Source organism: Taishania pollutisoli (assembly GCF_014518315.1).
In the GTDB taxonomy this organism is placed as follows: Bacteria; Bacteroidota; Bacteroidia; order Flavobacteriales_D; family Crocinitomicaceae; genus Taishania; species Taishania pollutisoli.
Genome location: NZ_JACVEL010000006.1, coordinates 191779 through 206854 on the forward strand (window position 1 = coordinate 191779; position 15076 = coordinate 206854).

The following is a 15076-nucleotide window of genomic DNA, read 5'->3' on the forward strand; positions in this document are numbered from 1 at the left end:
ACTGTTGTAATTCATCCGTAAAAATAAGGAACTTGAAAGCAAATCACAACAAGACAACAGCAAGTCGTTGTCCGTTGAGGTTGTAATTCATCCGTAAAAATAAAGAACTTTGGTCAAACAGCAAACCATCCAACTGATCGGGAAGGATCCTCTTTTGTCAATCGAACCAATTTTATGCATCAACCAACAAGTCTGTAAATCCATGTATCCGTAGCAAAAAGTTATTCCTTCATTTATCGGCAACTTTCCTCACTAACGGTATGCAACAGCATTATTCGTTAAACCAGGTATTTTTGATGGTGTGACGCACCAGGTAGTATTCTTCTTCATACCAATAAAAGAACGCCACGCAATTATTCACACCGTCAATGATCATCTCGTATTCATTCCCCGCATCACTGGTAACCGTCATCGTGTATTTCAGTTCTTCCTCGTTGTAGTCCCATTTTTTGATGTAGTAATCAGATGAAATGGTAGCTGTCGTGTGGCGAAAGGTCGTCAGTTCCTTATTGAATACAAACAGCGTCCCTCCTTCATCTGTCGAATACACGTCCCATTTCTCCCCTTCATTGTCCCAGACAGCATTCTGCCGGAAATTTGTTGAAATATTGAGTTGAGCAATTACACCATTCACCAGCAGGAATGAAAAAATAAACAAGATTGTTTTCATGACTTCAATTTTCAGCAAATGTCGCAGATAAAAGTAAATGGTGAAATACGGCAGATGTAGTATTTTCACTTTTCATTCACTGAATTATTTTATACTTTAGTTCTCAAATCAAACCGCAACATGAACAAAGAGTTACTCTGCCAAATCTATTCCCACCCGTTAATCGGAGAGACTGAGCTTGAAAAAATCATTCAGGCTCACCGGAAAGTTTCGTTCAAAAAAGGAGCATTCATCCTGGAAGAAGGTGAGGTTTCTAACAGTTACCTCATCCTGGAAAATGGTCTGATGCGTTCATTTGCTCACAACTACAATGGCACTGATATCACAACCGACTTCTTCTCCAACCAGGAGATTGTCATCGAGGTTCTTTCCCTGTTTCAGCGAATTCCGTCCCGGGAAAATATCCGGGCACTGACGGATTGTGACTGCTGGGAAATCAAATTTGACACATTCCAGGAATTGTTTCATTCCATTCCCGGTTTTTCAGAATGGGGAAGGTTGTGGATGACCAATCGTTTGTTTCATTTCAAACAACGTTCCGTAGAGATGGTAACTATTTCCGCCAAAGACAGGTACCTGCAATTGATTAAGGAAAAACCGCAAATCGTTTTGCAATCACCGCTGAAATACATTGCAGGCTACCTGGGCATTACAGATACTTCTTTCAGCAGAATCCGAAAGGAGATTTCACAGGAACATTAGAATTCTTGCCATAAGACAAGTTCGGCTGAACATTTATCATTTACATTTGTTTTTACGTTTCACTTTAAAAATAAACACATGAATAACAATGTAATATGTTGGTTTGAAATCTACGTTAAAGATATCAATCGCGCGAAAAAGTTCTACAGCGACGTTTTAGCAACAACGTTTAGTGATATGGAAGCCCCGGGAGATGCTCCGCAAGAAATGAAAATGGCCTGTTTCAATACCGCCGACCCAACCGACCAGAACAGTGTGTCCGGCGCATTGATTGAAATGCCGGGAACAAAAGAAGGAGATGGCGCCTGTGTCAATACCATTGTTTATTTTCCTTGCCGGGACTGCAGCGTAGAAGAAAGCAGGGTTGAGAAAGCGGGCGGAAAGGTTGTGAATCCGAAAATGTCCATCGGGGAACACGGTTTCTGCAGTATCTGCATTGATACGGAAGGAAATTCATTCGGATTGTACTCCATGCAATAACTAAAATTGATAACTTAACAATAAAAACAAATGCAATTAAATCCTTACTTGAATTTTGACGGAAATGCAGAGGAAGCATTCCGGTTCTACCAAACCGTATTTGGCGGGGAAGTATTTATCCAGAAAATGAGCCAGGCTCCGGGGGCAGAAAATTTACCCGAAAATGAAAAAAACAGAGCCATGCACGTTGCTATTACACTCCGTAACGGACAACACCTGATGGCTTCTGACTGCCTGCCAAGCGCAGGACATGTACTGAATGTCGGAAACAACAATTACATTTCCATTACACCGGACAGCCGGGAAGAAGCAGACCGGATTTTCAACGGATTATCTGCCGGTGGAAAAATCGAAATGCCGATGGCAGACATGTTCTGGGGCGATTATTTCGGATCATTTACAGACAAATTCGGTGTGTGCTGGATGATCAACTATACCAATCCGAAATAGCCACATGGAAAAACTGATTGCACAAGCAAAAATACAGGTTCAAAAACCCATCCGTGACGTATTTGAAAACATTGTCAATCCGGATAAAATGACACAGTATTTTATTGGTAGCAGCACGGGGCGAATGGAGGAAAAAGCAGAATTGACCTGGGTATTTCCGGAGTTCGATGAACAATGTCCTGTGACTGTTACAACAATTATTCCACACCAGTTGATTGAATTCAAGTGGGATCCCGAAACAATTGTTCGCATCATTCTGACCGAACAGGCAGACAAAAGTACCGTTGTGAAAGTAATGGAAGACGGGAAGTCAAATTCGGAGGAAGGATTGAAATGGTTTGGGGGAAATACAGAGGGATGGGCCAACTTTCTCGCCTGTCTGAAAGCATTTTCTGAACACGGTATCAACCTGCGAAAAGGTGCATTTGATTTTTTGAAATCTTAACATGAAAAAAATTCTGCTCATTCTGTCTATTGCTGCTGCAAACTACGGTTTTTCGCAGTTGCCATTCCCTTCTTTTCTGCAAGGAACCTGGAAAATGGAAGGGCTTCAGGTCTATGAACGTTGGGATCAACTCAACGACCATACATTGAAGGGGGTTTCCTATAAACTTTCTGAGAACGGAATGGAAGTTTCCGAATACATCGAAATAAGTGGTAATAAAGGGAAAATTCAGTATACCGCCAGTGTCATCGGTCAAAATAACGGCGCAGGAATCCCGTTTCGACTGGTGCAGGCAGACAGCCTGTTTGTGTTTGAAAACCTGAAACATGATTTCCCGAACAGAATTGTCTACAAACGTATCTCTGATAACCTGTTAAACGTCACTGTTTCCGGCAACAACGGAAATATGTTCAGTTATGAGTTACACAGAGAAACAACCGGAAAGAACGTAGAAAATAACACATCCAATCCGAACTATGATGCCGCACTGGCAATACAATCAGGTGCAGACGAGTATGGAATGAAACCGTACGTTTTCGTTATTCTGAAAACAGGAAGCAATCCTTCCGTGAATGACAAATCAGAAATCAGTAAACACTTCAGAGGCCATCTCGACAACATTAACCGCCTGGTAGCCGAAGAAAAGATGGTTATTGCAGGTCCGATGGGTAAAAATGATAAAAATTACAGGGGAATTTTCATTCTATCCAATGTGAAAGACCTGGAAGAAGCGCGGGAGCTGCTCCAAACCGACCCTGCCATCAAAGCTGGTTTGCTTGATGTTGAACTATACGACTGGTACGGATCCGCAGCATTACCGGAATACCTCCCCTACTCGGACAAAGTCTGGAAATCAAAACCCTGACACCGATTCACCTATGCATTTGAACGAATAAACAACAGTATGGAGAACTACAACACCGTTGACGAATACATTGCAAAGGAACCTCAGGACCGACAGCAATTGCTGGAACTTGTTCGTGTGACAATCCGGGAGACAGCACCCGAAGCGGAAGAATATATTTCGTATGGAATGCCGGCTTACAAACTCAATAAAAAGCCCCTGGTATATTTTGCAGTATTCAAACACCACATTGGTTTTTATGCGACTCCCACCGGGCACTCGCAATTTGCCGATGAACTTTCAAAATACAAACAGGGAAAAGGATCTGTTCAGTTTCCGATTGATCAACCAATACCTGTTGATCTGATCAAACGAATCGTTGCATTCAGAGCGCAGGAAAATAAAACTAAATAATCGTATGAGTAAAGACATTCAACAATATCACGACCAACAGATGCCGGAAGACAAAGTCATTTGTGAATTGTTGTACAAGCACATCTGTCAACACCTTGCTGCTGCTGAGCGAAAAGTCTGGCATGCGCACCCGGTATGGTTCCTGGACGGAAATCCGGTTGTCGGTTACAGTAAGCAGAAAGCAGGAATACGACTGATGTTCTGGAGCGGAGCAGATTTCGATGAAGACAAACTGGCAATACGGGGAGAAAAATTTAAAGACGCATCTATCTTTTACCGTTCGGCAACGGAAATTAACCCGGATGATATCCGGCGTTGGCTGGAGAAAGCACAGGTTATACAGTGGGATTATAAAAATTTAGTGAAGCGAAAAGGAGTATTGATACGCATTGAAAATCAGGCATGAAAACAAAACGGTATATCGCTTTATTGCGCGGGATTAATGTAGGAGGAAATCACAAAGTACCCATGTCACAATTGTCCGAAGCGATGGGACAACTCGGTTTTTCAAACATTCTCACCCTACTGAATACAGGCAATGTAATCTTTGAAGCACCCGAAAAAAATGCATCGGAAGCTGTGATTGAAAGACACTTACAGGACGTTTTCGGATTTCCCATCCCGGTGATCTTGAGAACGTTTGACGAACTCTCAGAACTGGTAGAAACCGATCCGTTTAAAGGGATTGCAGTCACAAAAGATACCCGATTGTATGTGACGTTTTTGAAAAGTAAACCAACAATGCAACTTCCACTTCCGTATATTTCTGCAGATGAATCATTTCAGATCATTTTTGTCAGTAATACAGCTGTCCTGAGCGTCCTGGATCTTTCCATCGGAAAGACAGTAAAGGGAATGGATGATCTGGAGAAATTGTTCGGAAAAGAAGTCACAACACGTAATTGGAATACAGTTGTTAAACTGGCAAATAAATAAAACAGCATGAATACACCATTTAAACCAATAGGTTATACATCTGTCTCCCCTTACTTCATTGTAGAGGACGCACAACGTTTTTATGGAGCTGATGCGACACATTTTCGATGCACAGGAGTTGAGAACATACCACCGTCCATCCGGGAAAATCATGCATGCAGAACTTCAAATTGATTATTCGGTTATTATGCTGGCGGATGCAACGGAAACTTATCCTGCAGAAACCATCGTGATGCATGTCTATGTTCCGGATACGGATGCTGTCTTTCAAAAAGCGATTGTGGCAGGATGTGAAGCAATTGACGTTCCGAAATCACAGGAAGGAGATCCGGACAGGAGGGGAACATTTAAAGATTTTGCAGGAAATCTGCGGTCTGTGGGAACACAAATGAACGACAGCAACTTATAAATCAACAAAATACCGATAAATCTATGTATTTTTTGTTCGGTTTCCCTACCTTTGTTAGGGTATACCTGATAGAAAAAACGAAATAACAACTAAAAGTGATTGCTTATGAAAATTATAAAAAGAATCGTTATCGCATTGCTAATTATCATTGCGATTCCGTTGATTGTAGCACTTTTTGTTCCACGGGACTTTAAAAGTGAGAAAAGCATTGTAATCAATAAACCGGTAACGGAAGTATTTGACTATGTTAAACACGTTAAAAACCAGGACAATTTCGGTATCTGGCAGCTTTCAGACCCGGATATGAAAAAAAGTTACGAAGGAACAGACGGAACAGTCGGCTTCGTCTATCATTGGGACAGTGAGTCTATGGGAAAAGGTTCTCAAAAAATCACGGCAATCGAAGACGGAAAACGGGTCGATTTTGAACTGGATTTCGGATTCGGAGACCCGGCAAAAGCGTATTTCATTACCCGTGAAAAAAGTACCGATCAAACCAATGTAACATGGGGAATTACAGGACGTACCCCCTACCCCTTCAATTTCATGAGCCTGTTCTACGACATGGGAAATGACTTTGAACAAGGCTTGCAAAACCTGAAGAAAGAGCTGGAAAAATAAACAACCAATGGCGGAAATAAAAACCAAACAACACGAAGCAAATGTTACGGATTTCATCCTGTCATTTGCAGAAACGGAGCAAAAACAAAAAGACAGTTTCGAACTGGTAAAAATCATGCAGGAATATACCGGATTCGAACCTAAAATGTGGGGACCATCCATCATCGGGTTTGGTATGTACCATTATAAATCTGATCGCAGCAAGCAGGAAGGCGACTGGCCGTTGGTCGGATTCTCTCCCCGCAAAGCAGCTATTTCATTGTATGTATACATGGGAACACCGGAGCAGGATAAGTTATTACAGGAATTTGGAAAATTCAAGATGGGAAAAGGATGTATCTATGTTAAAAAGTTATCCGACATCAATATAGAAGTCCTCAAGAAAATGATGGGTGAAACCATTACAGCACTTCGGGAAAAATACGGAAATTAATATCATTCAGCCATGCCAACTAATCATCAATGGACGGAAGAAGTCGCAATTTTATCGGCGATCATAGATAAAACACCACTGGACAAAACCACCAAATGGGGGTCGGATGTGTATACCTATAATGGTAAAAATGTGGTAAGTTGCGGAGGATTCAAAAACTTTTTTACCCTTTGGTTTTACAATGGTGTGTTTCTGGAAGATCCGTATAAAGTCTTGATCAGTGCTTCTGAGGGACAAACAAAATCATTGCGTCAGTGGCGGTTTACTTCGAAAGAGGAAATTGATGAGAAAAAGATTCTCGCCTACATTCACGAAGCCATCGAAACAGAGAAAAAAGGATTAAAAATAAAACCGGCGAAGTTCATTGCTGTTCCACCACCATCCTTACTCAGTGATGCGTTGAAAAATGACAAAGCCTTTCAGAAAGCATTTGAACTGCTCACGCCCGGAAAGCAAAAAGAATACATTTTATACCTGAATGAAGCCAAACAGGAAGCAACCAAAGTGAAACGGCTGGAAAAAATTACGCCGTTGATCTTTCAGGGAATGGGGTTAAATGATAAATACAAATAAATCATCGAGTGATGAAAGTACTGGCAATTGAAATCAAATGGGCCGTTATCTTTGTGGTAGTATCCTTGCTTTGGATGGTATTGGAAAAAGTGTGCGGGCTGCACGGACCTTACATTGATTACCACCTGTACCTTACCAACCTGTTTGCCATTCCGGCAATCTGGATGTTTGTACTGGCATTAAAAGATAAAAAACGTCGTTACTACAATGGTCACATGACGTATGTACAGGGACTTGTTTCGGGCACCATTATTTCAGTAATTGTTGCCGCACTTTCTCCCCTCACCCAATGGGTTGTTTCTTATGTTATCACCCCTGAATATTTCCCAAACGTGATCAAACGTTCAGTAGAATTAGGATATTACGAAACAACAACTGCTGCTGCCGCATATTTTAATTACAAACATTATGCAACCCAGGGAATAATTGGCGCATTGGTGACGGGAATTGCAACAACAGCTATTGTGATGTTATTTGTGCGGTCAAAAAATCGTACCGTTAAACAATAATGAAGATGAAAAAACTACAGTTTCAAACAAAAATCCACGCACCGGTCGCACATGTATATACCATCATGTTGGGGATCGGTGACAAAACAACGTATGAAGCATGGGCCGCGGAATTCCAGCCCACATCTACCTATGACGGAAGCTGGGAACCGGGAAGCAAAATCCGATTCATTGGTGTTGATCAACAGGGGGAACAGGGTGGAATCATTGCGGAAATCGCAGCAAACGACCCCAACCGTTTTGTATCACTAAAGACGTGTGGTTTTCTATCGAAAGGAGTCGAAATTACCGAAGGACCGGAAGTAGAAGAATGGATCGGAGGACTTGAAAATTATACATTTCGGGAAGAAAACGAATACACAATGGTAACAGTTGATATTGATGTAGTGGATGACTTCGTTGATTATTTCAATACAACCTGGCCCAAAGCATTAGTAAAATTAAAAACGATTTGCGAATAAACTCAATGAAAAATGGAAACAACACAGCTAACAGTTAATGCGGCTATTGCCACAGACATTCAAAGCGTATGGGAAGCGTGGACTCAGCCCAAGCACATCACCGGGTGGAATTTTGCATCCGACGACTGGTGCTGCCCGAATGCAGAAAATGACCTGCGTACAGGGGGGAAATATACGGCACGTATGGAAGCAAAAGACGGGAGCTTCGGTTTTGACTTTGAAGCCGTATATGATGAAGTATTAACGCATCAGAAAATTGTCTACACCATGGCTGATGGCAGAAAATCTACAACCGTATTCAAATCAAGGGGAAATACAACAGAAGTTTCCACCACATTTGATGCGGAGACAAGCAATCCCATCGACATGCAACAGCAAGGATGGCAAGCGATTCTGAACAATTTCAAAAAGTACGTTGAACACAACGCTCAACCATGAATACATCAATCTATCCGTGCATTTGGTTCAATCACAATGCCGGGGAAGCAGCCACCTTTTATTGTAAATTATTCAGCCATTCCCGAATCATCCGAACAACTCCGATGGTGGTGACTTTTGAACTGGAAGGAGTTAAATTCATGGGATTGAACGGTGGAGATCAGTTCCGTCCTACACCTGCTTTGTCGTATTTTGTCTATTGTGAAAATGATCACGCAAAAATTGAACGGCTCTATGAACAACTCAAAGAAGGAGGAAATGTATTAATGCCGTTGGGGAAATACAATTGGAGTGAAAAATACGCATGGATTGAAGATAAATTCGGTGTAAGCTGGCAACTGGATATCGAACAGATCAACCACCCGCAAAAAATTGTTCCGGCATTTTTATTTGTCAACGAAAAGCGAAATGATGTAAAAAAAGCAGTGGATTTGTACACTTCTGTGTTTGAAAACAGCACCGTTCTGCTTTCATTCCCGGAAACCGGAATTCCGACCTTTGTCCAGCTAAAGTTGAACAATTACCTGTTCAACCTGATGAGCGGAGGGGACATGCATCACGCATTTGATTTCACCGAGGGTAACTCCATCGTTATTGAATGTGATACACAGGGGCAGATTGATCACTACTGGCATGAATTAACGAAGGACGGAACAGAAAGCATGTGCGGATGGTTACGCGATCCTTTCGGTAGTTCCTGGCAAATTATTCCGGCAATTTTAGGACAACTGATGAGTGATCCGGAAAAGGCGCAGAAAGTCATGGCAGCCGTTCTGAAAATGAAAAAATTAGACATTGTACAGTTACAACAAGCCGCAATCTGTTAACTACACCGATTTTTATTTATTCACAATCAGTTTCTCTGTCCGCGTTGTACCTTCGTGAATAATTTCAACCAGGTATACCCCGTTTCTGAATAGAGTCAGACTAATTGTTTCCGTTTCCTTTGCCTTCGGATTTTCGAACACAATTCTCCCGGTCATATCCCGGACAACAATCCGTGCATATTTAGGTACATTGCTGATCCGAACAGATTCACTTGCTGGATTCGGATAGACAGATAACTTCTTCATTTCCTGTTGCTCCACGCCTACATTAGAAATCAGATAACAGGTAGATGTAACGGTACAGCCATGTTCATTGATCACAGCAACCGCATAACTTCCATTCTGTTGAGGGGTAAATACGACTCCGACTGCTCCTGTTACAGGTGAATCTCCATTATTACAATCCAGCCATTGATAACTATATCCTTCTACTGCTGTAAGGGTTCCGCCATTGAACGTAACAGTTGCATCCGGTAATTCGTTTTCTGTCACTTCCATTATTTCCGAACCCGCATAACATTCATTGTTTTCTGCAACAGTCACCCAGTAATCTCCGGGCGTATTGACATAAATAGATGCTGTAGTATCTCCGTTACTCCACATATATGAATAGCCGGGAAGCTCATCAACACTTAACTCCAGGCTGTCGCCCTGACAAAATGATGTGTTTCCTGCAAGTGCAGGTACCGGTGTATTGCAAATCCCGTACTGCGCCACAAAGGCCCGCGGCAAATTGGATCCTGAAAAAGAAGTCGACGGATCAAACTGTACACGTTCTTTAAAATAACCGGAGATAATAACATTCCCTCCGTTGCTGGCCTGCGTAAGATATTCACTGGTAACCCAACCCGAAGGAGCCCCTACAAACGGTGGTGGGCCTGCGACAATGTTATGTCCCCAGATCAGCGTACCATCCGGTGCATACTTCAAAAACATCGCATCGAGATCCCCCCCGATACACATCCCGTAATTCCCGATCACATATACATTACCAATAGCATCTGTCAATAATTGATAGAAATAATCACAATGAATATAGGTATACCGGTTAACCCAGGCAATTTCACCATCTGATGCCCGAAGTTTCAACGTCACCCCATCTGCTTTGTTTACATCTCCATGTTTTGTAATCGAATGTCCGTTCAGATTAGCAGATCCCCCATAAAGACTACCGCAGAAAAAGATATTTCCCGACGGATCTACGGACATACCTGTGAACGAAACAGATCCTGTTCCCGTATTGTTAAATGTTGTTTCCATTACACTATTTCCCTGAAGGTCATACTTGATCAGTTTACGCTCGGAATTGACATACCGGTACACATTGTACTGAGCATCCATATCAAAAAACTCATCTTCATACGATGAATAAGATGGATTCACAACCCCCAATTGATAGGCATTTAACAAGTTTCCTGCGTCATCATACGCAGCACGAAATGCATTCATACCTAATTGATTTCCAGCTGTCTCCAGTGTAAATCCGTTGTGAAAAGTAATCGAAGATTGAAAAATTCCGGCCACATAAATTTTCCCGCTCTGGTCAATCGTAATCGTCACATCCGTAGAAAAACCTCCGATCGACAATCCATTATAGTCAATTGCCCGGATCCATTGCGTTGAACCGTCAAGGTTGATCTGGATCAGGCAATAAGCTCCTTCGGGAGTAGAAGGTGTCGGAAAAGGAATGCCGTCAAAATGTTGTGTCGCCTGAAAATACGTAGCAATAATGTATAATTTATTGCCGTATGTCAGCATTTTATTAATCGTAAACGGAATTTTTTTAATCCAGATACCATTTCCGTTCTGATCGTATTTGATCAGGTAATTAGAAGCACCTCCTCCGGGGTTCAGATGCGTAATCGTAGTTCCGTTGATTGTGATACTTGTGTTAAATGATCCGCTCACATAGGTGTTATTCTGATTGTCGATTGCTAACGGTCCTGCAGTGGAGATTCCTGAATTAGTGATAATCCGGGCCCATGCCAGATCAGGTACATTCTGCCCCAAAAGTACCGGTACGGAAAAGAATAAAATCAGGGGAAATAGTATCCGGCAAACACCGGATTTAAACGTTTGTTTCATAGTATAATAGGATAATTCGTCGAGTAAATTTAGTTTTTTTCTTTCACAAAACCCTATTACTTTAAAAAATAATCTAAATTAGTGCTGTAATTACCTAATAGCATGACTACAAAATACATAGCGTTATTTTTTTGCGCTTTTTTCACTACTACGTATAACTTTTCACAAGTTGTATTTGAAGAATACACATTTAAGGTGTTTGATCCAATCTATAAAAGTTCAATTGCACATTCAGATATAGACGGTGATGGGGACCAGGATGTATTTGTTACAGGTTATCATGAAAATATTGCTGTCGCACGCCTGTATTCCAATGACGGTAACGGTGTATTTACAGAAGTCTCCGGAACACCATTTGAAGGTGTGAGTGTCGGTTCATCCGCTTTTGCAGATATAGACGGCGATGGGGATGAAGATTTGCTGGTGACCGGATATACGAATAATAATCAACGCCTGTCAAAATTATACAAAAACAATGGTTCCGGTGTTTTCTCAGAAGTACCGGGAACTCCGTTTGATCCTGTTAGTTTCAGTACTGTTACTTTTATCGACATTGACAATGATAGTGATCAAGATGTTTTGATTACCGGATACACTAGCTCCAATCAACGCATCTCAAAATTGTATCTGAATGACGGAACAGGGACTTTTTCCCTTGTCGCAGGAACTCCGTTTGAAGGGGTAAGTTTCGGAGCAATAGCTTTTGCCGACATCAATAATGATGGCAACCAGGATATACTGATTACCGGTGAAAATACAGCGGAACAACCCATCGCGAAGCTCTATACCAATAACGGTTCAGGTTCCTTTACGGAGGTGACAGGTCTGCCGTTTGAAGGGGTTTACAATTCTGCAGTAGCGTTTTCGGATATTGATAATGACGGTGATCCGGATGTGATCATTACCGGAAAAAAGAATTACACACAGGACATCTCCAAATTATACAGAAACAATGGAAATGGTTCTTTCACAGTTATTGCAAGTCCTGCATTTGACGGCATGAGCTTAGGCTCAGTTGCATTTGCAGACATCGACAACGACAGTGATCCCGATTTACTGCTCATCGGACACAGTCCCTATACGTCGACATTAATCGCCAAACTATACACCAATAACGGAACAGGGGGATACACCGAGCTGAATCACCAGGTATTAACCGGAGTTAAAAACGGAGCCATTACTTTTATAGATGTCGACAACGATGGCGACCAGGATTTATTGGCTACAGGGTTGAATGCATTGAACAAAGGCTCTTCCAAACTGTACACCAACAATGGTGACGGAACATTTATAGACACGAGTGCTCCATTCATCGATTTATCGTACAGTGCAATTGCATTCGCAGATGTAGACAACGATGGTGATGAAGATGTATTGGTAACGGGTACCAGTAACTTTAACGAAGGGATAACCGCACTCTATCTCAATGACGGAGCAGGTGTTTTTGAACGTGTATCCAATACTCCGTTTATCCAGGTTAAACGGGGAAGTATTGGTTTTTCAGACATCGACAATGACGGAGACATGGACTTATTTGTTACTGGCCAAAACGATTCCGGGCAAACACTTGCCAGAATGTATTCAAACAACGGAGCCGGAATTTTCACCGAAATACCAGGGACATCGTTCATAGCCATCTTAGCCGGAGCAATTGCATTTGCAGACATTGATAATGATGGTGACGAAGACCTCTTTATTACAGGAAACAACGTCAATCAACCACTATCCAGATTATATATTAATAACGGAACCGGAACCTTTACGGTTTCCGGAGAAACATTCGCAAACGTTTACTCCAGTTCAGTCGGTTTTTCAGACATTGATAACGACGGGGATCCGGATCTGCTCCTATTTGGTAGTTATGCTCCTGGTCAAACAAACAACATCACCAAATTGTACCGAAACAATGGAGGAACTTTTTCAGAAATTACAGGCACTCCTTTTCAGAACCTGAGCACAGGATCAATCTCTTTTGCAGATGTAGACGGAGACGGAGACGAAGATGTTGTCCTTGCAGGAAAAAACACCGCAGCACAAAACAGCACAAAACTTTACCTCAATGACGGAACAGGTAATTTTTCAGAAGATGTAACAGTCCCATTCCTTGATGTTTTCTTTAGTTCCATCCGGTTTTCAGATGTGGACAACGATGGGGATCAGGATGTATTGGTTACTGGAATGATGGCACAGGCAACAACCAACTTTTACCTCAACGACGGAACCGGCACGTTTACAGAATTTACAGCTGTTCCATTCGCTTCAATTGCGGCAGGAGCAGTCGCTTTTTCAGATATTGACAGCGATGGTGACATGGATGTGCTGATTTCAGGAGAAAAGCAAACAAAACTCTACCGAAACATAACATGTTTTTCAATTGATGTGAGTACAAGTGTATCAGGAAATACGATTATTGCCAACGAATCAAATGCAACATATAGCTGGTTGGATTGCAACAACAATTACCTTCCGGTGGGTGTAACAACACAAAGTTTTTCACCTACGGTAAACGGAAGTTATGCCGTAGAGATTACACAACCCGGAGGATGCGTTTCCCGGTCTGCCTGTGTACAGATTTCTGAACTGGGAATTCAATCTCACGGTACTGAAGAAGAACTGCTGTTATTTCCAAATCCGGCAGATCATACCGTAACGGTCAAGGCACCTTTTTCTGTTGAACATTATTCTGTTCTGGATATACAGGGACGCATTGTGAAAGAAGGAATGTTGAATAATGGTACAATTGATCTGAGTAACCTGGAGTCCGGAAGCTACCTGGTTAACTTTAAAACAGAAAAACAATCCGTTACCCGGCAAATTATCAAACGGTAGTTGTATCCTGTAACCTGTTCGATTTCAAATACAAGTTGTTAAAAAAATAACCTGTTTGTTTATCCTGATCTGCTATTGTTTTCATAATATTGAATACAAACTAAAAACTAAACAAACATGGCAACGAAGAAAAAAATCGTACAGGTTGACGGGGAACGCACTACTTCAACTCCTGATACGACCGGAGAACGCCCGGGATTTTCACCTACAAAAGAAGCGAAAGGAAGGGCAACACAATTGCGACTGATTGCCGGAATTCTCTGGATACTGGGCATTGGTGCGCAAGTGTGGGCAATTACACTCTTGTTCAAACAACCAATCACCATGTGGTTGATCATTACACTCATCGCGGCCGATCTTGCCCTGGTGGTTACCGGTTCCATGTTGTGGAAAAAATCAAACCGACTGGACCCTGCTTCGGAAAAAAATGCGTTTCGTTTCTTTCTGCAAAGTCAATTGGGGATGGTTACTGCTGTTATCGCTTTCCTGCCGTTGGTTATCTTTATTTTAACCAACAAAAATATTGACGGGAAACAAAAAGCGATCCTGGGAAGCATTGCCGGTGTTGCGCTATTGATTGCAGGAATTACCGGTTATGATTTCAATCCACCTTCTGTAGAAGAATATACCAACCAAACACATGAAGTAGAAGATCTGAACGACGGAACAGATGCCGTTTACTGGACAAAATCCGGGACGCGTTACCACTTATCCGATTCCTGTTCGTATATCAATACGGATAAAACAGCTGAAATTTTTACGGGAACCGTTGCGCAGGCGAGGGAATTAAAAAACATTACCGAATTGTGTAATTTGTGCAAAACAAGAGCAGAAAAAGCAGGTCAATTACCTGAAAACACCACATCAGATGCCATTCAGGAAGGTGTCGAAAAAGTTACAGAGCTGGTAGAACAATAAGTTACCTCGATACAAAACATGAAAAAAGCGAG

The 15076-nt window shown here is 41.9% G+C and carries 20 protein-coding genes and 1 CRISPR repeat array (1 of these 21 cut by a window edge); of the genes, 18 read left to right on the forward strand and 2 right to left on the reverse strand.

Features of this window, described 5'->3' with window-relative positions; all coding sequences use genetic code 11:
* A CRISPR array of direct repeats spans window positions 1–50; the repeat unit is 47 nt; unit sequence GTTGTAATTCATCCGTAAAAATAAGGAACTTGAAAGCAAATCACAAC; it begins 1073 nt to the left of the window's first position.
* A gap of 221 nt (window positions 51–271) precedes the next feature.
* Window positions 272–670 (reverse strand): hypothetical protein, encoded by a 399-nt coding sequence (locus tag H9Y05_RS10585; protein ID WP_163492484.1) that lies wholly within the window; start codon window positions 668–670, stop codon window positions 272–274.
* A gap of 120 nt (window positions 671–790) precedes the next feature.
* Here H9Y05_RS10585 and H9Y05_RS10590 point away from each other — a divergent pair, with 120 nt between their 5' ends.
* The 16 genes from H9Y05_RS10590 to H9Y05_RS10665 all read left to right on the forward strand — a co-directional run bounded on the left by H9Y05_RS10590 (window position 791) and on the right by H9Y05_RS10665 (window position 9212).
* Entirely contained in the window at window positions 791–1372 is a 582-nt protein-coding gene (locus tag H9Y05_RS10590; protein ID WP_163492485.1) for a Crp/Fnr family transcriptional regulator, read from the forward strand.
* 78 nt (window positions 1373–1450) lie between these two features.
* The gene (locus H9Y05_RS10595; protein ID WP_163492486.1) at window positions 1451–1852 is read left to right on the forward strand and encodes a VOC family protein; all 402 of its coding nucleotides are present in this window, start codon (window positions 1451–1453) and stop codon (window positions 1850–1852) included.
* Between the two features lie 30 nt (window positions 1853–1882).
* On the forward strand, window positions 1883–2302 hold the full coding sequence (locus tag H9Y05_RS10600; RefSeq protein WP_163492487.1) for a VOC family protein: 420 nt from the start codon (window positions 1883–1885) through the stop codon (window positions 2300–2302).
* A 4-nt stretch (window positions 2303–2306) separates the two neighbouring features.
* Window positions 2307–2747 (forward strand): SRPBCC domain-containing protein, encoded by a 441-nt coding sequence (locus H9Y05_RS10605; protein WP_216714266.1) that lies wholly within the window; start codon window positions 2307–2309, stop codon window positions 2745–2747.
* A gap of 1 nt (window position 2748) precedes the next feature.
* On the forward strand, window positions 2749–3612 hold the full coding sequence (locus H9Y05_RS16370) for a DUF6265 family protein (protein WP_235992180.1): 864 nt from the start codon (window positions 2749–2751) through the stop codon (window positions 3610–3612).
* Between the two features lie 39 nt (window positions 3613–3651).
* On the forward strand, window positions 3652–4005 hold the full coding sequence (locus H9Y05_RS10615) for an iron chaperone (protein ID WP_216714267.1): 354 nt from the start codon (window positions 3652–3654) through the stop codon (window positions 4003–4005).
* A 4-nt stretch (window positions 4006–4009) separates the two neighbouring features.
* Complete coding sequence (locus tag H9Y05_RS10620) at window positions 4010–4411, forward strand: DUF1801 domain-containing protein (protein ID WP_216714268.1); 402 nt, start codon at window positions 4010–4012, stop codon at window positions 4409–4411.
* Window positions 4408–4941, forward strand: a complete 534-nt coding sequence (locus tag H9Y05_RS10625; protein ID WP_216714269.1) for a DUF1697 domain-containing protein — start codon at window positions 4408–4410, stop codon at window positions 4939–4941. Before H9Y05_RS10620 ends, H9Y05_RS10625 begins: the two co-directional genes overlap by 4 nt.
* Window positions 4942–5032: 91 nt before the next feature.
* Window positions 5033–5350 (forward strand): VOC family protein, encoded by a 318-nt coding sequence (locus tag H9Y05_RS10630; protein ID WP_216714270.1) that lies wholly within the window; start codon window positions 5033–5035, stop codon window positions 5348–5350.
* Between the two features lie 105 nt (window positions 5351–5455).
* Window positions 5456–5971, forward strand: a complete 516-nt coding sequence (locus H9Y05_RS10635) for an SRPBCC family protein (protein WP_216714271.1) — start codon at window positions 5456–5458, stop codon at window positions 5969–5971.
* A 7-nt stretch (window positions 5972–5978) separates the two neighbouring features.
* Window positions 5979–6404, forward strand: coding sequence for a DUF1801 domain-containing protein (locus H9Y05_RS10640; RefSeq protein ID WP_216714272.1), 426 nt, complete (start codon window positions 5979–5981; stop codon window positions 6402–6404).
* A 12-nt stretch (window positions 6405–6416) separates the two neighbouring features.
* Complete coding sequence (locus H9Y05_RS10645; protein ID WP_216714273.1) at window positions 6417–6977, forward strand: YdeI/OmpD-associated family protein; 561 nt, start codon at window positions 6417–6419, stop codon at window positions 6975–6977.
* Between the two features lie 11 nt (window positions 6978–6988).
* The gene (locus H9Y05_RS10650) at window positions 6989–7486 is read left to right on the forward strand and encodes a DUF4199 domain-containing protein (RefSeq protein WP_216714274.1); all 498 of its coding nucleotides are present in this window, start codon (window positions 6989–6991) and stop codon (window positions 7484–7486) included.
* A gap of 5 nt (window positions 7487–7491) precedes the next feature.
* Complete coding sequence (locus H9Y05_RS10655; RefSeq protein WP_163492498.1) at window positions 7492–7947, forward strand: SRPBCC domain-containing protein; 456 nt, start codon at window positions 7492–7494, stop codon at window positions 7945–7947.
* Window positions 7948–7959: 12 nt separating this feature from the next.
* The gene (locus H9Y05_RS10660) at window positions 7960–8385 is read left to right on the forward strand and encodes an SRPBCC family protein (RefSeq protein WP_216714275.1); all 426 of its coding nucleotides are present in this window, start codon (window positions 7960–7962) and stop codon (window positions 8383–8385) included.
* Window positions 8382–9212 carry a VOC family protein gene (locus H9Y05_RS10665; RefSeq protein WP_216714276.1) on the forward strand — a complete coding sequence of 277 codons (831 nt, stop codon included), beginning with the start codon at window positions 8382–8384 and terminating at the stop codon, window positions 9210–9212. The genes H9Y05_RS10660 and H9Y05_RS10665 overlap by 4 nt, the downstream gene beginning before the upstream one ends.
* 12 nt (window positions 9213–9224) lie before the next feature.
* Here the strand turns inward: H9Y05_RS10665 and H9Y05_RS10670 are convergent, their stop codons facing one another.
* Window positions 9225–11297 (reverse strand): T9SS type A sorting domain-containing protein, encoded by a 2073-nt coding sequence (locus H9Y05_RS10670; protein ID WP_216714277.1) that lies wholly within the window; start codon window positions 11295–11297, stop codon window positions 9225–9227.
* Between the two features lie 102 nt (window positions 11298–11399).
* On the opposite strand from H9Y05_RS10670, the gene H9Y05_RS10675 reads away from it, so the two are divergent.
* The gene (locus H9Y05_RS10675) at window positions 11400–14126 is read left to right on the forward strand and encodes a T9SS type A sorting domain-containing protein (protein WP_216714278.1); all 2727 of its coding nucleotides are present in this window, start codon (window positions 11400–11402) and stop codon (window positions 14124–14126) included.
* 117 nt (window positions 14127–14243) lie between these two features.
* A complete protein-coding gene (locus H9Y05_RS10680; protein ID WP_216714279.1) occupies window positions 14244–15044 on the forward strand; it encodes a hypothetical protein in 801 nt (266 codons plus the stop codon).
* Window positions 15045–15076 lie beyond the last annotated feature (32 nt).